This is a genomic window from Streptosporangium sp. NPDC002544 (assembly GCF_040295965.1).
Taxonomy (GTDB): domain Bacteria; phylum Actinomycetota; class Actinomycetes; order Streptosporangiales; family Streptosporangiaceae; genus Streptosporangium.
In genome coordinates, this window is the sequence record NZ_JBEOWJ010000016.1 from 107,015 (window position 1) to 123,649 (window position 16,635).

Consider the following 16,635-nt stretch of genomic DNA (forward strand, 5'->3'; position numbering starts at 1 on the left):
CTTTGACCGTTCCGTCCGGACCGGAGGGTGGGGAGAGGCAGTAAAGTTCGGAAGCGTGACAGCGCGTATCGAGCGAGTGGTGACCGAGGGCGTCGTTGATGTCGACGGCGTCGAGCACAAGGTCGAGAACAACACGTGGATCCTGGGTGACGACGAGGATGTCATCGTCATCGACCCCGCGCGCGACGCGGAGGCGATCCTGGAGAAGGTCGGCGAGCGGGAGGTGCTGGCGATCATCTGCACCCACGGCCTGCCCGACCACGTGGGCGCGGCCATCGAGGTCGCGGCCAGAGACGAGGCGGTGATCGCCCTCCACCCCAAGGACAGGCCGCTGTGGCGACTGACCTGGCCGGACACCTGGCCGGACATCGACATGGAGGACGAGGGCCTGTTCGAGGTCGGCGGTGTCCAGCTGGAGGTCATGTCCACTCCGGGCATCTCCCACGGTGGCGTCTCGCTTTACTGCGAGGCCCTGGAGGCGGTCTTCACCGGCAAGACCCTCCAGGCCGACGGCCCCGGCAGGGTCGGCGGTGAGTATCCCGCCCTGGCCGACCAGCTGACCGCCATCGGCGGACGGCTGTTCACCCTGCCCCACGCCACCCGGGTGCTGCCCGCGCACGGCGAGGAGAGCACGATCGGCGACCTGGAGCCTCAGTTCGACGCCTGGCTCTCCGGCTCGCTGACCCGAGGGGCGCAGGAGCAGGAGGAGGGACCGCTGACCGACGGCACGCGCGCGGCGGGGATCCGGCTGAACCTCCGGGACGAATAGCCCTCGATGGACCAGCTTCCCCTGGAGGGCATGCCGCGGCGGCTGTATGCCTGCACGCCGTCGCGGCTGAACAGCTGGCTGGACTGCCCCCGGCGCTACCGGTTCACCTACCTGGATCGGCCCGCGCCGCAGAAGGGCCCGCCGTGGGCGCACAACAGCGTGGGCGTCAGCGTGCACAACGCCCTGGCCGCCTGGTGGCGCGAGCCGTACGAGCGGCGTACGCCCGAGGTCGCCGTCACCCTGCTCACCAGGGGATGGATCAGCGAGGGGTTCCGCGACGCGGAGCAGTCGGCCGCCTGGCGTGACCGGGCCGGGGAGATGGTCCGCGGGTACGTGGCGGGCCTCGACCCCGCCGCGGAGCCGGTCGGTGTCGAGCGCACCGTCGCCACGCGCACCTCCGTCGTGGCCCTCTCCGGCCGGGTGGACCGGCTCGACCGGCGCGGCGAGGAGCTGGTCGTGGTCGACTACAAGACCGGCCGGCGTCCGCTGACCACCGACGACGCCCGTTCCTCGCTCGCACTGGCGGTCTACGCCATCGCCTCCTCGGCGATGATGCACCGCCCCTGCCACCGGGTCGAGCTCCATCACCTGCCGACCGCCTCCGTCGTGGAGTGGGAGCACACCGACGAGTCGCTGGCCCGGCACCTTGGCCGAGCCGAGGAGATCGCCGTCGAGGCCTCCGAGGCCGACGAGCGTTACCGGGCATGGTCGGCCACCCGCCCCGGCAGGACCGGCTCGGCCGCGTCACGGACCAGGGGCACCGGCCGGACCCCGCCTCCGGTGCCGCCCGAGGTCGAGGCCTCCTTCCCGCCCCGTACGGGCCCGCTGTGCTCGTGGTGCGACTTTCGCCGCCACTGCCCCGAGGGCCAGGCCGCGAGCGGCGACCGCGAGCCGTGGGACGCCCTTGCGGACTGACCGCGCGGCGCGTCGTCAGGCGGTGCGGGGCAGCCGGTCCGGCCAGCGGCGCGGGTCGGTCAGCCCCCTGAGCCCCTTGCTCAGGTCGTAACCCGCGGCGCCGAGCCGCTCGCGGGAGGCCCCGAGCATTTCGCGGGTGCCGGGGGTGAACGCCCGGTCGTGGACGTGTTCGGGAAGCGAGTTCATGGTCAGCCGGAACGCCCTCAGCGCCGCTGTCACCATGCTGGGCGGCACCTCGGGCAGCACGCCGTACATCTGTCTGGCCCAGTCGGGCAGCGAGTAGTAGCAGAGCGCGCCGAAGGGGAAGTAGGCGGGTTTGCCGGGGGTGAGGGCACGTAGCTCGGCGGGCAGTCGCGGCCAGAGCAGGAAGCGCACGGTGGAGGCGGCCTCGGGGGTGACCCTCAGCGCCGGGCGGACCGAGGCGAGGTAGCCCTCCAGCTCCGCCAGGGAGCCGGGCACGTCCTCGGCGTGCAGGCCGACGTAGGTGGCGCTGCGGCGCTGCTCGGCCAGGTAGCGGTCGGCCTGGCGGTCGCTGAGCCCCAGGCCCGCCCGGCGTGCCACGGTCAGGTAGGAGGAGACCTCCGCGCAGTGCACCCAGAGCAGCAGCTCCGGGTCGTCCACCCGGTGGGTACGGCCGGTGTCGGGGTCGTTGATGCGGAGCCGCCGGTGGATTCCCCGGACGCGGCGGCCGATCTCGTCGGCCTCCGCGGGGCTGCCGAAGGTGACCCTGCCCACGAAGTCCGCCGTGCGGCGGAGCCTCCCGAACGGGTCCTGCTGGAAGTTGGAGTTCTGCCAGACGCCGCGCATAGCGAGGGGATGCAGGGCCTGGAGCATGAGGCCGCGGACCCCGCCGACCCACATGGAGCGGTCGATGTGCACCAGCCAGGTCGCGGTGTGCGGAGGCTGGACGACGATGTCTTCGATGCTCGCCATAGTAAGTAAATCATTACATGGCATTCGACGACGCGTCCAACAGGGGGCGCGTTAGCGGGAAACCCCAGGTCAGCTTCTTGGCCGGCCCTCCGCGGCGTTCCAGAAACGGATGAGCGCGGCGGCCGTGGTCTCCGGGGCCTCCACCGCGGGGGAGTGGGCCGCGCCGGGGACCACCACGCAGTCGGCGTCCAGCCGGCGGGCCATCTCCGACTGCATGTGCGGCGGCCAGCCGTCGTCGTGCTCGCCGTACAGGACCAGGGTGGCGACGTCGACCTGGGTGAGTTCGTCGCACCGGTCAGGCGCGGAGAGCACCTCCTCGGTCATCGTGTACATGCCGGTGGGCGAGTTGGCGAACAGTCGCTTGCGCAGGAAGGCGATGATCTCGTCGGAGACCCCGGCGGACAGGGCCTCGGGCTCCATCCGGTTGTGCCACAGGTGCTCCAGCCCGAGGTCGGGCAGTTCCGAGATCATGATGCGGCCCGCGTGCTCGCGGGGCCCGACGATCGCGGCGGGTCCGGAGCTCATGAGCGTGTAGGACCCGAACCGGGTACGGCCGTCGATGACCGCCTCCCGGGTGACCAGGCCGCCGAAGGAGTGGCCGACCAGGTGGATCGGACCTCCGTGGCCGATCACCTGGGCCAGGACGTCGACGTCGTTGCCGAGCGCGGCGCAGGTGTAGGCGCTTCTGTCGTCGGGGCCGTTCGACTCGAACTGGCCTCGCATGTCGATCGCGATGACCTGGCGGCCCGACTGGGCGAGCGTCTGCAGCACCGCGATGAAGTCTTCCTTGCTCCCCGTCAGACCGGGGACCAGCAGGGCCGGCCAGCGCTCAGGAATGCCGCTGACGGGCAGGGCCTCCAGGGCGGCGAAGGTGCCCACCGCCGTCTCGATCTGGCGAGAACGGACGCCAGGAGGCATGGTCAGAAAACGCGGCGTACTCACGTAGCCCCACGATACCTCTCTTTTGACGTCCTCCCCCGGCTCGAAAGCCGGGGATTCCAGCACCCGACCTGCGGGTCGGGTCTGCCGGTTCGCGGTTCACCGGCCCGGACGATCCCGAAGCCTCCCCGCGCGGACACGGCACGTCCTGCCGCGTTCGGAGAAACAAGATTCGCTTGGCTGTCGCGGAACATCCCAACCCTATCGAGCCGCACCCGCGCGACGAGAGAACCGAGAGGTGCCTCCTCGCCGCGCCGGCGGACGGAGCATCCGCCCTGGCAGTCCGGTGAAAGCGCTCCGTGCGTCCGGGAGCGCGAAAAGGGGCGCCACCGTTATGGTCGCACCCCCTTTTCAATGCCTGCACCGCTAGTTCGGGCGACGAACTCCTCGTTGCTGGCCGCGCATCTGCGGACGGCGGCGGCTCTGCACGCGCTCGGAGGCCGCCGAGGGGGCGATCTCGTCGTCGTCCGACGCCAGGTCCGGAGACTTGAAGATCACCGCGAACGGGCTCGGCGGAATGATCTTCTCGGGCTGCGGCCGGGGCCTGGAGACCTCCGCCGCGGGCTCGTCGTCCCAGTGTTCGGCCACGTCGTCCTCCACGCCTGCGGTGAACTCCGCCACCGGCTCCTCGTTCCACGCGGGGGTCTCGGCCACCTGCTCGCGCCTGGCACGGCGCTGCCTGCGGACCGGCTCGTCCGTCGCGGAATCGGGATGAGCCGAAGCCCCGGACTCCCCGACGAGGCTCACCTCGGGGTTCAGCCCGGCCCTGCGGGCACGGCCCCGGCGGGGCGCGGCCTCGGCGGCGTACTGGTCGTCACGGCTGTCCTTGCGGGGTGCCACGTCCGTCTCCACCTCAGCGATCTCGACGACAGGGGACTCAGCGGGCTGGATCTCCTCGGCCGTGACCGGCGCGGAGATCTCCTCACTGGTACGGCCGCCGCGAGTGCGACGGCGCTCGCGGGACGTGCGTGCCGGACGCTCACGACGCTCCTCACGATCGTCCTCACGCCCCTTGCGGGGAGAGCGGGAGCGGATTCGCCCGGTCTCGCCGAGATCCTCGACCTCCTCGGCGGCCAGGCCCGCCCGGGACCGGTTGGCGCGCGGCAGCACGCCCTTGGTGCCCTCGGGGATGCCCAGATCGCTGAAGACGTGCGGGGAGGTCGAATAGGTCTCGACCGGCTCGGGGAAGGGGAGCGAGAGCGCGTTGTTGATGACCTTCCAGCGAGTGAGGTCCTCCCACTCGACGAAGGTCACCGCGACGCCCGTCTTGCCGGCCCGGCCGGTGCGACCGATCCGGTGTACGTACGCCTTCTCGTCCTGCGGGCAGTCGTAGTTGACGACGTGGGTGACGTCGTCGACGTCGATGCCGCGCGCCGCGACGTCCGTCGCGACCAGCACGTCGATCTTGCCGTTGCGGAAGGCGCGCAGGGCCTGCTCGCGCTGGCCCTGGCCGAGGTCGCCGTGGACGGCCGCGGCGGCGAAGCCGCGCTCCTTGAGCTGCTCGACGACCATGTCGCAGGCGCGCTTGGTCTCACAGAAGATCATTGTGAGCCCGCGGCCCTCGCACTGCAGCAGGCGGCCGACGATCTCGATCTTGTCCATCCGGTGCGTGCGCCAGACGAACTGGGTCGTCTGCGGGGTCGCCTCGGCCTCGGCGTCGTTGTTCTCGGCCCGCACGTGGGTGGGGCGGGTGAGGTAACGCCTGGACAGGGCGACGATCTCGCCCGGCAGGGTCGCGGAGAACAGCATCGTCTGCCGCTCCGCCGGGATGAGCTTGATGATGCGCTCGATGTCGGGCAGGAAGCCCAGGTCGAGCATCCGGTCGGCCTCGTCGAGGACGAGCGTCCCGATCTGGCTCAGGTCGAGGTGCTTCTGCTTGACCAGGTCGAGCAGGCGGCCCGGGGTGCCGACGATGACGTCGACGCCCTGCTTGAGCGCCTCGATCTGGGGTTCGTAGGCGCGCCCGCCGTACACGGTGAGGATCCGCGAGCCGAGCTTGCCGGCCGCCGTCACGAGGTCCTCGGTGACCTGAACGGCGAGCTCGCGGGTCGGTACCACGACCAGCCCGCGGGGCTTCTTGCGGTTCTTCCTCGGCTTGCCGACACGCTGCAGCATCGCCACGCCGAAGGCGTAGGTCTTGCCGGTGCCGGTGCGCGCCTGGCCGATGATGTCCTGGCCGTTGAGGGCCAGGGGGAGTGCCATTTCCTGGATCGGGAACGGCGCGATGATGCCCTCGGTCTCAAGGGCATCGGCGATCTCTGGGGTGACTCCGAGGTCTCGGAACGTCGTCAGCTTGGCCTGCCTAAATCTCCGTTGAAGGCAGGACTGCCGGGACCACGGGCAGAAAACGTGTTCCCCGTGCCGGGTCCTCGCGGAAGGTCCAGCCTTCTCATGTCATCAGCGACCGCTGCGGCGTCACGCCGACTTTTGGGGGCGTCCGAGAGTGGATATCCCGGATTAACACGGTGCGGTCGCACTTTCACAGAGCAGTGTACTCGATACCACAACGGAGAACCGATTTCTTCGTATTCCCGGTGAATCGCGAGGTCGATCAGATCGTAGGCTGCCTCCATGAGCGATTCCCCTCCCGGTGTCTCCGACCTGCTCGGTGTTCTCGCCTACGCCGAGCTGACGGCGTTCCTCAGGCTCGCCGAGGACGCCACGCGGTATGCCCCCTCGCTGACCGACCGGGCGGCTCTTGGCGGCCTCGCGGCGGCCGAGTACGCGCACTTCGAGCTGCTCCGCGACCGGCTGGCCGACCTCGGGGTGGATCCCGAGGAGGCGATGGCGCCCTTCGTGGGGCCACTGGACGACTGGCATGCCCAGACGACCCCGGGAGACTGGCTGGAGGCTCTGGTGAAGGCGTATGTGGGCACGGGGATCGCACTCGACTTCTACCGCGAGGCGGCCATCGGTGTGGACGACCGGACGCGGAACCTCGTCGAGGAGGTTCTCGCCGACGAGGGACGGTCGCAGTTCGCCGTCGAGAGGGTCGGTGCGGCGCTCCAGAAGGACCCCAAGCAGGCGGGGCGGCTGGCGCTGTGGGCCAGGCGGCTGGTCGGGGAGGCACTGAGCCAGGGACAGCACGTGGCCGCGGCCAGACCGGAGCTCGCGGCGCTGCTGGTGGACGCGGCGGGGGAGGACATCGGCCGGATGTTCGCCCGGCTGACCGAGAAGCACGGCAACCGGATGGCCGCCCTGGGGTTGTGAACCGCCGGCTCCGAGTCTCCGGTATGGGGACCGGATGGCCGTCCGGGGCGTGTCACCGGCTGTGCGGTCGGTTTTCCGGATCCCGGCTCCCGCTACGGGGCCGGATGGCCGTCCGAGGGCGTGTCCTCCGCCCCCGGACCGGCCGCTGGATCGGCCCAGGCTCTGTTCGCCGGGGGCGGAGCAGGGGAACCGGTCCCGCGGATCAAGGCGCGTGGGGCGCCGAACAGCGGTAGCGTGCGAGACATGAGGGCCTCGCGCCGCTATGGCAGTTCCTTGACGAGATGTGGGCCGAACCGCTGGACCTCGCGTCCCGTGTTACGCAGAGGAGGCGCGGGGTGTCCGGCCGTCGGCCGGGGCCGGGAGCATCTCCGCCGGGTCAGACGTCCGCGCTGCTGCGGTTTCGGCGAGCGGGACGAGTGCTCGGGCACATGGGGGAACGAGCGGTTCTGAGCCGGGCTGTCCGGCGCTCTCGCACTCTCCGTAAGGGATGGGTCACCCGACGCCGGTGCTCACGCCAGATCCGCGGACCGCGCCGTGCCGGCGGGGGACGACGATCTGGCGCGAGCCTCGGAATCCGTCAGAGCGTGCCGCCGAAGCCGACGGGACGCAGCGCCTCCCCGCCGATCTCGATGAAGCCGAGTGATGCGATCGGGACGATGACCTTCCGGCCACTGACGTCGGTAAGGGTGAAGACACCGGCGCTGGACGCGAGGGCGGCGCTGATCTCGCTTTCGACCTGGTCGGCCGTGAGGTCGGTCTCCACTACGAGTTCACGGTGCACGGAACGTACGCCGATCTTGATTTCCATCCTGCTCCCTTTCGATGAGGGTTGCTCGTCCCATGGTCACCCCATCGAAGGTCCGACGCGCCGGTTGATCGCGCCAAGCGAACAGAAGTCCCGTGGCCACGGGACGTTCTCAGTGATCGGCGACGGTACGGGGGAAACCGGAGATGCCGCGCCACGACAGACGCGCGATGAGCTGGGTGGCCGCGTCCTTGGGGATGGAGCCGTTGCTGCTGATCCAGTAACGCGCGCTGACCTCGGCCATGCCGACCAGCCCGACACCCAGCAGGCGTGCCTCGTCGCTGGAGCAGCCGGTGTCCTCCTGGATGACCTGGCTGATCATCTCGGCGCTCTCCCGGAGGTTGCGCTCCATGCGCTGGCGGACCGGGGCGGCGTTGCGCAGGTCCGACTCGAACACCAGTCGGAAGGCCTCACCCTGGCTGGAGACGAAGTCGAAGAACGCGCCGATCGCGGCCTGGACACGCTGCTTGTTGTCCGTGGTGGAGGCGAGGGCGTCGCGGCAGCGGGTGATCAGGTCGTCCACATGCAGGTCGAGCAGGGCCAGATAGAGATCCTGCTTGCCTGGGAAGTGCTGGTAGAGGACCGGCTTGCTGACCCCGGCCCGCTCGGCGATCTCGTCCATCGCGGCCGCGTGGTAGCCGTTCTCCACGAAGACCTCCTGCGCCGCGCTGAGCAGCTGGCGGCGGCGGGCTGTCCGGGGCAGCCGGGTGCCCCGGGGCTTGGCGTCCGGGGTAGCGGTCACGTGGTCTCCTCGGGTGAAACTCCTGGCGTCTGGGGCCATCCTACGCGCGGGTAACAGGGGTCAGCGATAATCGTCCTCATCGAGCTCGATCGTGCGTCGCTGCTCGAAGGTGTCGGCGGGATCGGCCTCCATGGGAACGGTATCGGGCCACTCCTCGTTCTCCTCGCGCGCGGTCCGATTCTGCTCGGCGGCGTCCGCGGGGTCGACCTCCGCCTCCGCGGCGAGGTCGGCGGACGAGCCGGAGCCGCCCTCGCGTGCCGACCGGCGCTGCTCGGCGGCGTCGGCCTCAGGTGTCTCGATCGAGATCTCCTCGGACAGATCGTCGATCGTTTTCCCATGCTCTCTGTCGCCGCGCGCGTTCATGTCTGACATCCCCTGTCGTCATCCGGACTTCGGCACGTTTCCTGTCCTGACCCGGTTCCTGCAAACGTCGGACATCGCCCAGCGTACGACCTCGGATGCCGCGCGCTGAGAAAGACGCGGCATCGGATTGCCCATGGCGGTACCTGCCGCATTGGTGGTGCTTTACGGCCGTCCGGCGATATTTTAGAACATGTGTGCTAAATGTGGCTGGAGGTGTTGGATCCGGCGGGCCGCGTCGGCGTCGAGGTGGCCGAGGCGAGGCGGGTACCGCTCGGTTGACATCCGAGAAAGAGGGGGAGAGCGGTGCGGGCCGGACATCAACAGCGGGGGCCCGCGGTTCGAAAACCGCAGACCCCCGCCTGCAATTCGTGAGAAATGAGAACTCGCACTGTATTGAGAGTCAGAGGCTCGGGGATTTCTCCTCAAGTCCCCGTATTCGAGGTCCGGTCGCTGCTTCTCGGTGAGAAGCGGTGATCGTGGCGAATACGGTGTCCTGTCTCTCCGTTACGGTTCCGGAGCCGCTCACAATCGCGGGTCCGGCCGCGTGGTTTCGGCCTCTGGTCGTGCCGCGCCCCGATCGGGGTGCGCGACCCTGGTCAGGTGACTAGGAGACCGGGGGGGCGCCAAGGCCGTTGTTGCCGCCGTTGTTGCCCCCGTTGTTGCCGCCCTCTTCGTCGCGGCGCTCACGGCGGCGCTCCTCGCGAATGGGCTCGAAGCGCTCCTGGCGGTTGTCGTTCCTGAGGTGGTTGCGGTTGTTGTTGTGGTTGTTGATGATCAGCCTGAAGCGGTGACGGCTGAAACGGCGGTTGCAGCCGCCACCGCAGCCGCCGCCGCCCCAGGTCGGGAAGGCGGCGCCGGTGATCGTGGTGGTCATCGCGCTGGCGCTGGTGACGGTGGTCGCTGCGCCCATGCCGACGACTCCGCCGGTCAGCGCCGTGCTGATCGCGAGCCCTGCGAGGACACCCTTGTACTTGGGCATTGCGTTTCCCCCTTGAAAGGATCGGTTGCCCCGATTTTCGGCACTTACCGAATCATCCGGGAATTACCGGAGATAGCCAGTGATGAGCCATCCCTGGTTGTCATAGTTTCCTTGCATGTCTGCTGATAAACGGAGATCGAAGGCTTTTGCTCTCCCCTTAGCTATTTATCATCGATGTTGAACTCTTATTGATTGATTTCAAATGAAATGTTCTTAATGTCGTATTTGTGCTTTGGGGGGTGGAAGGATGCCGGGTGTTGTCGAGGGGGGAGGCGGGGTGCGGTGGGGGAATCCTCGCCGGCTCCGGGCCGAGGTGGTCTCCGGGGTGTTCTGCCGTCGAATCCGGTGAACGCGGGGGGACGCCGCGGGAGCCGCTCTCGTGCGCCGGCGTCGAGGTGGGGAAAGGGGGAAATGCGCGACGGAGGCGGGGAAGGTGACGTGCACATGGGCGAGGGCCCCGCGGTTCGAAAACCGCGGGGCCCCGCTGTGATTCGTGAGAAATGAGAACTCGCACTTTGTCGAGAGTCAGGGCTTGGGGATTTCTCCTCAAGTTCCGGTATTCGAGGTCCGGTCGCTGCTTCTTGGTGAGAAGCGGTGATCGTGGCGAATACGGTGCCCTGTCGCTCCGTTACGGTTCCGAAGCCGCTTCAAATCGCGGGTCCGGCCGCGTGGTTTCGGCCTCTGGCCGTGCCGCGCCCCGATCGGGGGTGCGACTCCGGTGATCGAGAGGCCTGCTACTCCCTGTCGTCGCGCTGGGCGAGAACGGGCACGAGGCGGTCGTTGCGGTTGAAGTTGTCCAGGCGGTTGTCGTTGTTGTTGTGGTTGTTAATGATCAGCCTGAAACGCCTGTGGCTGTGGCGGAAGTGCGAACGGCCGCCGCAGCAGCCGCAGCCGCGCCTGCAGCCGCCGCCGCAGGTCGGGAAGGCGGCGGCGGTGATCGTGGTGGTCGCCGCGCTGGCGCTGGTGACGGTGGTCGCTGCGCCCATGCCGACGACTCCGCCGGTCAGCGCCGTGCTGATCGCGAGCCCTGCGAGGACACCCTTGTACTTGGGCATTGCGTTTCCCCCTTGAAAGGATCGGTTGCCCCGATTTTCTGCATTTCCCGGATAAATCGGAAAAGCTGGAGATGATCAATGATGAGTCATCCCTGGTTGTCATGGTTTCCTGGTATGTCTTCTGACAAACGGAGATCGAAGGCTTTTGCCCTCTTCTTATCTCTTTATGGTTGATGTTGAACTCTTATTGATTGATTTCAAGTGAAATGTTCTTAATGTCGCATTTGTGCTTTGGGGGGTGGAAGGATGCCGGGTGTTGTCGAGGGGGGAGGCGGAGTGCGGTGGGGAGCCCTCGCCGGCTTTCCGGGTGGTTCCGAGGTCGTCTCTGGGACGCTCTGCTGTCGGATCCGGTGAACGCGGGTGGACGCCGCGGGAGCCGCTCTGGTGCGTCGGTGTCGAGGTGGGGGGAGGTGGGCGCGGGGCGGGGAAGGTGATGTGCCGGAGGTGGGGCGCATGGGCGAGGGCCCCGCGGTTCGAAAACCGCGGGGCCCCGCTGTGATTCGTGAGAAATGAGAACTCGCACTTTGTCGAGAGTCAGGGCTTGGGGATTTCTCCTCAAGTTCCGGTATTCGAGGTCCGGTCGCTGCTTCTTGGTGAGAAGCGGTGATCGTGGCGAATACGGTGCCCTGTCGCTCCGTTACGGTTCCGAAGCCGCTTCAAATCGCGGATTCGGCCGTGAGTGACCTCATGTTCCGAACGTGCCGCGCCCCGATCGTGGGGTGCGACTCCGGTGATCGGGAGGCCTGCTACTCCCTTTCCCTGTCCTCGCGCTCGACGAGAACGGGCACGAGGCGGTCGTTGCGGCTGAAGTTGTCCAGGCGGTTGTCGTTGTTGCTGCGGTTGTTGAGGGTCAGCCTGAAGCGGTGGTGGGTGCGGCGGAAGTGCGAGCGGCCGCAACCGCAGCCGCGGCCGCAGCCGCCGCCCCAGGTCGGGAAGGCGGCGCCGGTGATCGTGGTGGTCATCGCGCTGGCGCTGGTGACGGTGGTCGCTGCGCCCATGCCGACGACTCCGCCGGTCAGCGCCGTGCTGATCGCGAGCCCTGCGAGGACACCCTTGTACTTGGGCATTGCGTTTCCCCCTTGAAAGGATCGGTTGCCCCGATTTTCGGCACTTACCGAATCATCCGGGAATTACCGGAGATGGCGAGTGATGAGCCATCCCTGGTTGTCATGATTTCCTCGCATGTCTGCCGATAAACAGAGATCAAATCCTTTTGCACTCTCCTTATCTATTTGTGGTCGATCTTGGATGGTTACCGGCTAATTTAAGATTAAATGTCTTTAATGTCGCTTTTGTTCTTCAGGAGAGGGGGCCGGAGGGGGCATCTAGCTAATGGCGATAAAGTGTGTAATAAAAAGATATCCAGCTAAAATGGGCTTATGTGCCTTTTGTGGCATCCGGGGGCTGTCGTCTGTCGTAGCGAGAGGCGAACTATCGTGGAAGAGCGGCCGGACGACAGGAGGAGACGCGTGGTACACAAACCGATCCCCAACTGGCAGGGCGAGATGGTCGACCTCGGCGACCACCGGATCCACGTGCGATCGACCCCGCCAGGCCCCGCGGAGACCGCCGTCTACGTACACGGCCTCGCGGGCTCCGCGACCAACTGGACAGACCTGATGGGTGAGCTCTCCGACGTGGTGACCGGTCATGCCGTCGACCTGCCGGGCGCCGGATACTCGCCCGAGCCGCCCGGCGGCGACTACTCCGTCGACGCCCACGTACGGACCGTCACCGCCCTGATAGAGCGGGTCTCGCGGACCCCCGTCCACCTGTTCGGCAACTCCCTGGGCGGAGCCGTCTCCGTGCGGCTCGCCGCCACCCGTCCCGACCTGGTCCGCTCGCTCACCCTGATCTCACCGGCCCTGCCCGACCTGCTGCCCAGGTACGGCCCCGTGCGGGTGGCGCTGTCCGCCGTGCCCAGGCTCGGCGAGTGGGCGGCGAGCCGGCTGAGCCTGCTGCCCGCCGAGCGCAGGCTCGGTGCCACGCTCGCCATGTGCTACGCCGATGTGGGGAGGATTCACCCGGAGCGGCTCAAGGAGGCGATCGAGGAGGTGCGCCGCCGGGACGGCCTCCCGTACGCGGGGGCGGCACTGATCAACTCGGCGCGCGGCATCGTCGCCGAGTACTTCCGGCGCGGGGAGGCGAACCTGTGGCGGCAGGCGGCCCAGGTGACCGCGCCCACGCTGGTCGTGCACGGTCGCCACGACCGGCTCGTCAACCCCCGGATGGCGGCCCGTGCGGGCCGGACGTTCCCGCAGGTGAAACTGGTGCTGCTGCCCGACGCCGGGCATGTGGCCCAGATGGAGTTCCCCGACAGGGTGGCCCGCGAGGCCAGGATCCTGATAGGTGAGACGGTCCTCACTCCGGTTGGGGAATGACCAGGGCACCAGGTTAGGTTGTGAGTGGAGCGTGCTGCGCTAGCCGTATCGTCAAGACCCCCTGAAACGGGAGCAGAACTGTGTCGTTGCCACCGCTGGTAGAGCCGGCAGCCGAGTTGACCGTCGATGAGGTGCGCCGCTACTCGCGCCACCTGATCATCCCGGACGTGGGCATGGCCGGGCAGAAGCGCCTGAAGAACGCGAAGGTGCTCTGTGTGGGCGCGGGTGGCCTGGGTTCCCCGGGGCTGCTCTATCTCGCCGCCGCCGGAGTGGGCACGCTCGGCGTCATCGACTTCGACGTGGTCGACGAGTCCAACCTGCAGCGGCAGGTCATCCACGGCCAGTCCGACGTGGGCCGCCCCAAGGCCGAGAGTGCCGCGGACAGCGTCAGGGAGATCAACTCCCTGGTCAACGTGGTCATCCACAACGAAGTGCTCACCACGGACAACGTGATGGAGATCTTCGCCGGCTACGACCTGATCGTGGACGGCACGGACAACTTCGCCACCCGTTACATGGTCAACGACGCGGCGGTCCTCCTCGGCAAGCCGTACGTCTGGGGCTCCATCTACCGCTTCGACGGCCAGGCCAGCGTCTTCTGGGCCGAGCACGGCCCCTGCTACCGCTGCCTCTACCCCGAGCCCCCGCCGCCCGGCATGGTCCCCTCGTGCGCCGAGGGCGGCGTGCTCGGCGTGCTGTGCGCGTCGATCGGCTCCATCCAGGTCAACGAGGCCATCAAGCTCCTCACGGGCATCGGTGAGCCGCTGGTCGGCCGTCTGATGATCTACGACGCCCTGGAGATGAACTACCGCTCGGTCAAGGTCCGTAAGGACCCCGAGTGCGTGCTCTGCGGCAAGAACCCGACGGTCACCCAGCTCCTGGAGGACTACGAGGCGTTCTGTGGCGCGGTCTCCGAGGAGGCCCAGGAGGCCGTCTCCGGCTCCACGATCACCGCGGCCGATCTCAAGTCCATGCAGGACGCGGACGAGAACATCTACCTGATCGACGTCCGCGAGCCGAACGAGTACGAGATCGTGTCCATCCCCGGCGCGGTGCTCATCCCCAAGGGCGAGTTCCTCAACGGATCCGCGCTGGCGGGGCTCCCGCAGGACAAGAAGATCGTCCTGCACTGCAAGTCCGGTGCCCGTTCCGCCGAGGTCCTGGCGGTCATCAAGAGCGCGGGCTTCTCCGACGCCGTCCACGTGGGCGGCGGCGTGCTCAGCTGGATCAAGACCATCGACCCGAGCCTGCCGACCTACTGACCGGCCCGGTGGGGCTTTCACCGCCCGCGCCCCGTGGAGCACGCGCCCCACGGGGCGCTCGCCGTTCCCCTGCCGTTCGGGAGGCACTCGCCCCGCCGCCACATGTGCTTTCCGCTCCGACGGATATGGACGGAACGGCGGATGGCACCCGCCTCACCGCATTAAGGTCGAGAGCGTGAACGAAGTCCCACGTCAGCGACGGCATTCATGGCCGGCGCTGGTCGTGGCATCGGCGCTGACGCTGTTCTGCGCGGTCGTGGCCGGGGTGGCGACCAGCGCCGCCGGAACGGAGCTCACCCGGGGGCCGACCCAGGCGGAGCTCGATCGGGCGGCACTCGACGAGGTGGCCCGGCGCTGGCAGGCGTGGCCCGCCGGGCGGGTCTTCCCCAAGACGGTCCGTTACGCCGCGGAGCAGGGGGGCGAGGAGAGGGCCCGCAGGGTGGGCATCTCGCCGGAGACCCGCTGTGACGACGCGGTCGACGCCAAGCTGCGCAAGGCGCTCCGGGAGGCCGGCTGCCTGGGCATCCTGCGCGCCACCTACATCGACGCGCTCCAGGGGATCGTCGTCACCATCGGGGTCGCGGCCTTCACCGACGAGATCGGCGCCACCAGGGCCAAGGCGGCGCTACCCAGGGGCGACCGGCCCTCGCCGGGCCTGAGGGCGCTGGCCTTCCCCGGCACCGTCACCGACCGGTTCGTCTCCGCGGGGCGCCAGGCCGGCCTCGTCCGGCAGGCGGGTCCCTACGTGGTGATGGCCACGGTCGGCCAGACCGACGGCCGGCCCGCCAGCGCGGTCGGCGAGCAGCGGCCCACCCTGTTCGCGTTCACCGGCGACATCGCCGACCGGATCCTCGCCGACCTGACCAGGCCCGCCCGTCCCGACTGTGCCTCCGCGGAGTGGCGATGCTGACCGTGCCGAGGCGTCTGTCCGCCGCCCGCGGGGCGCTCGCGGCGACGACGCTGCTGGCACTGGTGGTGCTGACGGGGACGGCGGGACTGGCCCCGGCCGCGCGGGCCGACGACGTCAGGGACAGCCAGCAAGAGGTGCTGCGGACCCTCGACCTGCCCGCCGCGTGGCGGGTGTCCGAGGGGGAGGACGTGGTCGTGGCCGTGCTCGACTCGGGGGTGGACAGCGGCCACCGCGACCTGGTCGGGTCGGTGATCGAGGGCAAGGACTTCACCGCCGGGGCCAACCCGCGGGGTGTGCAGCCCCTCCGGCTGCACGGCACGTACATGGCGTCGCTGATCGCCGGGCACGGTCACGGGCCAGGCGGGGCGGACGGGGTGATCGGTGTCGCGCCCCGCGCGAAGGTGCTGTCGGTGCGGGTCATCCTGGAGGACGAGGAGCCCGGGTTCCGGGAGTTCAACACCGCCGAGCGTTACGAGAACGTGGTGGCCAGGGGCATCCGGTACGCGGTGGACCACGGTGCCGACGTGATCAACATGTCGATCTCCAAGGAACTGGCGACCAGGGAGGAGCGGTCGGCGATCCGCTACGCGATCTCCAAGGGGGTCGTGCTCGTCGCGGCGGCGGGCAACGACGGCGCCGAGGAGACCGACGCCAGCGGCAACGCCCCCTACTCCTACCCGGCGGCCTTCCCGGGAGTGGTCTCGGTCGCCGCGACGGACCGGGGGCTGCGCCGTGCCTCGTTCTCCAACCGGAACCCCTCGGTCCTGGTGGCCGCGCCGGGGGTGGACATCCTCGGGGCAGGCCCCGGCGACGAGTACTGGGTAGGCCGCGGCACCTCGCAGGCGACCGCCCTGGTATCGGGTGTCGCCGCCCTCATTAAGGCGAAATATCCAGAAATGTCGCCCGTGCTGGTTGTCCAGGCGATCACTGCGGGAGCCACCCGGCGGCCCACCGGCGGCTACGACACCGGCATGGGCTTCGGCGTCGTCAACGCCACCCGGGCACTCGCCGCGGCCGCCAGGATCTCCCGGCACACCCTCACCGCGGAGGGGGCCGGCGGTCACGACCCCGCCCGCCCGCTGGGCCTGGCGGTCGAGCCGGTGCGGGTCGTCCACCGTGACCGGGACAGGATCAACCTGTACGGCGGGGTGGCCGTGGCCGCCGGGCTCGGTGCGATCGCCTGCCTGGTCACGATCGCCGTGTTCGTCGGCCGTGCGCGCTCGTCGACGACCTACCAGGAACCCACGCCCGACGCGGTCACCGCGCCCTGGCCGTGAGCACCGGGCCCGGACCCGGGTCGCGGCCGGAGCCGGGCCGAGGTCGGCACCAAGGTCGCCGCCGGAGCCGGCACCGCGAAAATGCACGCCGCTGA

16 protein-coding genes are annotated in these 16,635 nt (G+C 68.9%); 7 read left to right on the top strand and 9 right to left on the bottom strand.

The window, feature by feature from the left end; genetic code table 11:
• Positions 1-55: 55 nt before the first annotated feature.
• Both ABT061_RS24435 and ABT061_RS24440 read left to right on the top strand, forming a co-directional pair.
• Entirely contained in the window at positions 56-769 is a 714-nt protein-coding gene (locus ABT061_RS24435) for an MBL fold metallo-hydrolase (protein ID WP_350921833.1), read from the top strand.
• 6 nt (positions 770-775) lie between these two features.
• Complete coding sequence (locus tag ABT061_RS24440) at positions 776-1,684, top strand: RecB family exonuclease (protein WP_350921835.1); 909 nt, start codon at positions 776-778, stop codon at positions 1,682-1,684.
• Positions 1,685-1,699: 15 nt separating this feature from the next.
• On the opposite strand, the gene ABT061_RS24445 is transcribed toward ABT061_RS24440, so the two are convergent.
• The 3 genes from ABT061_RS24445 to ABT061_RS24455 all read right to left on the bottom strand — a co-directional run bounded on the left by ABT061_RS24445 (position 1,700) and on the right by ABT061_RS24455 (position 5,758).
• On the bottom strand, positions 1,700-2,617 hold the full coding sequence (locus ABT061_RS24445; RefSeq protein WP_350921838.1) for an oxygenase MpaB family protein: 918 nt from the start codon (positions 2,615-2,617) through the stop codon (positions 1,700-1,702).
• 69 nt (positions 2,618-2,686) lie between these two features.
• On the bottom strand, positions 2,687-3,559 hold the full coding sequence (locus tag ABT061_RS24450; RefSeq protein ID WP_350921840.1) for an alpha/beta fold hydrolase: 873 nt from the start codon (positions 3,557-3,559) through the stop codon (positions 2,687-2,689).
• Between the two features lie 363 nt (positions 3,560-3,922).
• On the bottom strand, positions 3,923-5,758 hold the full coding sequence (locus tag ABT061_RS24455; RefSeq protein ID WP_350921843.1) for a DEAD/DEAH box helicase: 1,836 nt from the start codon (positions 5,756-5,758) through the stop codon (positions 3,923-3,925).
• Between the two features lie 369 nt (positions 5,759-6,127).
• Between ABT061_RS24455 and ABT061_RS24460 the strand changes: the two genes are divergently transcribed.
• The gene (locus tag ABT061_RS24460) at positions 6,128-6,766 is read left to right on the top strand and encodes a ferritin-like fold-containing protein (protein WP_350921845.1); all 639 of its coding nucleotides are present in this window, start codon (positions 6,128-6,130) and stop codon (positions 6,764-6,766) included.
• A gap of 577 nt (positions 6,767-7,343) precedes the next feature.
• Here ABT061_RS24460 and ABT061_RS24465 read toward each other — a convergent pair.
• The 6 genes from ABT061_RS24465 to ABT061_RS24490 form a co-directional block, all read right to left on the bottom strand.
• Positions 7,344-7,574 carry a DUF3107 domain-containing protein gene (locus ABT061_RS24465; RefSeq protein WP_350921847.1) on the bottom strand — a complete coding sequence of 77 codons (231 nt, stop codon included), beginning with the start codon at positions 7,572-7,574 and terminating at the stop codon, positions 7,344-7,346.
• 109 nt (positions 7,575-7,683) lie between these two features.
• Positions 7,684-8,313, bottom strand: coding sequence for a TetR/AcrR family transcriptional regulator (locus ABT061_RS24470; protein ID WP_030910552.1), 630 nt, complete (start codon positions 8,311-8,313; stop codon positions 7,684-7,686).
• 60 nt (positions 8,314-8,373) lie between these two features.
• Entirely contained in the window at positions 8,374-8,676 is a 303-nt protein-coding gene (locus ABT061_RS24475) for a hypothetical protein (protein WP_350921850.1), read from the bottom strand.
• A gap of 604 nt (positions 8,677-9,280) precedes the next feature.
• The gene (locus ABT061_RS24480) at positions 9,281-9,655 is read right to left on the bottom strand and encodes a hypothetical protein (RefSeq protein ID WP_350921852.1); all 375 of its coding nucleotides are present in this window, start codon (positions 9,653-9,655) and stop codon (positions 9,281-9,283) included.
• A 734-nt stretch (positions 9,656-10,389) separates the two neighbouring features.
• Positions 10,390-10,710: a hypothetical protein gene (locus ABT061_RS24485; protein ID WP_350921855.1), complete on the bottom strand. Its 321-nt coding sequence runs from the start codon at positions 10,708-10,710 to the stop codon at positions 10,390-10,392.
• A gap of 746 nt (positions 10,711-11,456) precedes the next feature.
• Positions 11,457-11,777: a hypothetical protein gene (locus tag ABT061_RS24490; protein WP_350921857.1), complete on the bottom strand. Its 321-nt coding sequence runs from the start codon at positions 11,775-11,777 to the stop codon at positions 11,457-11,459.
• Positions 11,778-12,179: 402 nt separating this feature from the next.
• Here ABT061_RS24490 and ABT061_RS24495 point away from each other — a divergent pair, with 402 nt between their 5' ends.
• The 4 genes from ABT061_RS24495 (at position 12,180) to ABT061_RS24510 (ending at position 16,540) form a co-directional block, all read left to right on the top strand.
• On the top strand, positions 12,180-13,091 hold the full coding sequence (locus ABT061_RS24495) for an alpha/beta fold hydrolase (protein WP_350921859.1): 912 nt from the start codon (positions 12,180-12,182) through the stop codon (positions 13,089-13,091).
• A gap of 80 nt (positions 13,092-13,171) precedes the next feature.
• The gene (moeZ, locus tag ABT061_RS24500; protein ID WP_350921861.1) at positions 13,172-14,353 is read left to right on the top strand and encodes an adenylyltransferase/sulfurtransferase MoeZ; all 1,182 of its coding nucleotides are present in this window, start codon (positions 13,172-13,174) and stop codon (positions 14,351-14,353) included.
• A 175-nt stretch (positions 14,354-14,528) separates the two neighbouring features.
• Positions 14,529-15,263 (top strand): hypothetical protein, encoded by a 735-nt coding sequence (locus ABT061_RS24505; protein ID WP_350921863.1) that lies wholly within the window; start codon positions 14,529-14,531, stop codon positions 15,261-15,263.
• Positions 15,257-16,540, top strand: a complete 1,284-nt coding sequence (locus ABT061_RS24510; protein WP_350921865.1) for a S8 family peptidase — start codon at positions 15,257-15,259, stop codon at positions 16,538-16,540. Before ABT061_RS24505 ends, ABT061_RS24510 begins: the two co-directional genes overlap by 7 nt.
• The last annotated feature ends 95 nt before the right edge of the window (positions 16,541-16,635 follow it).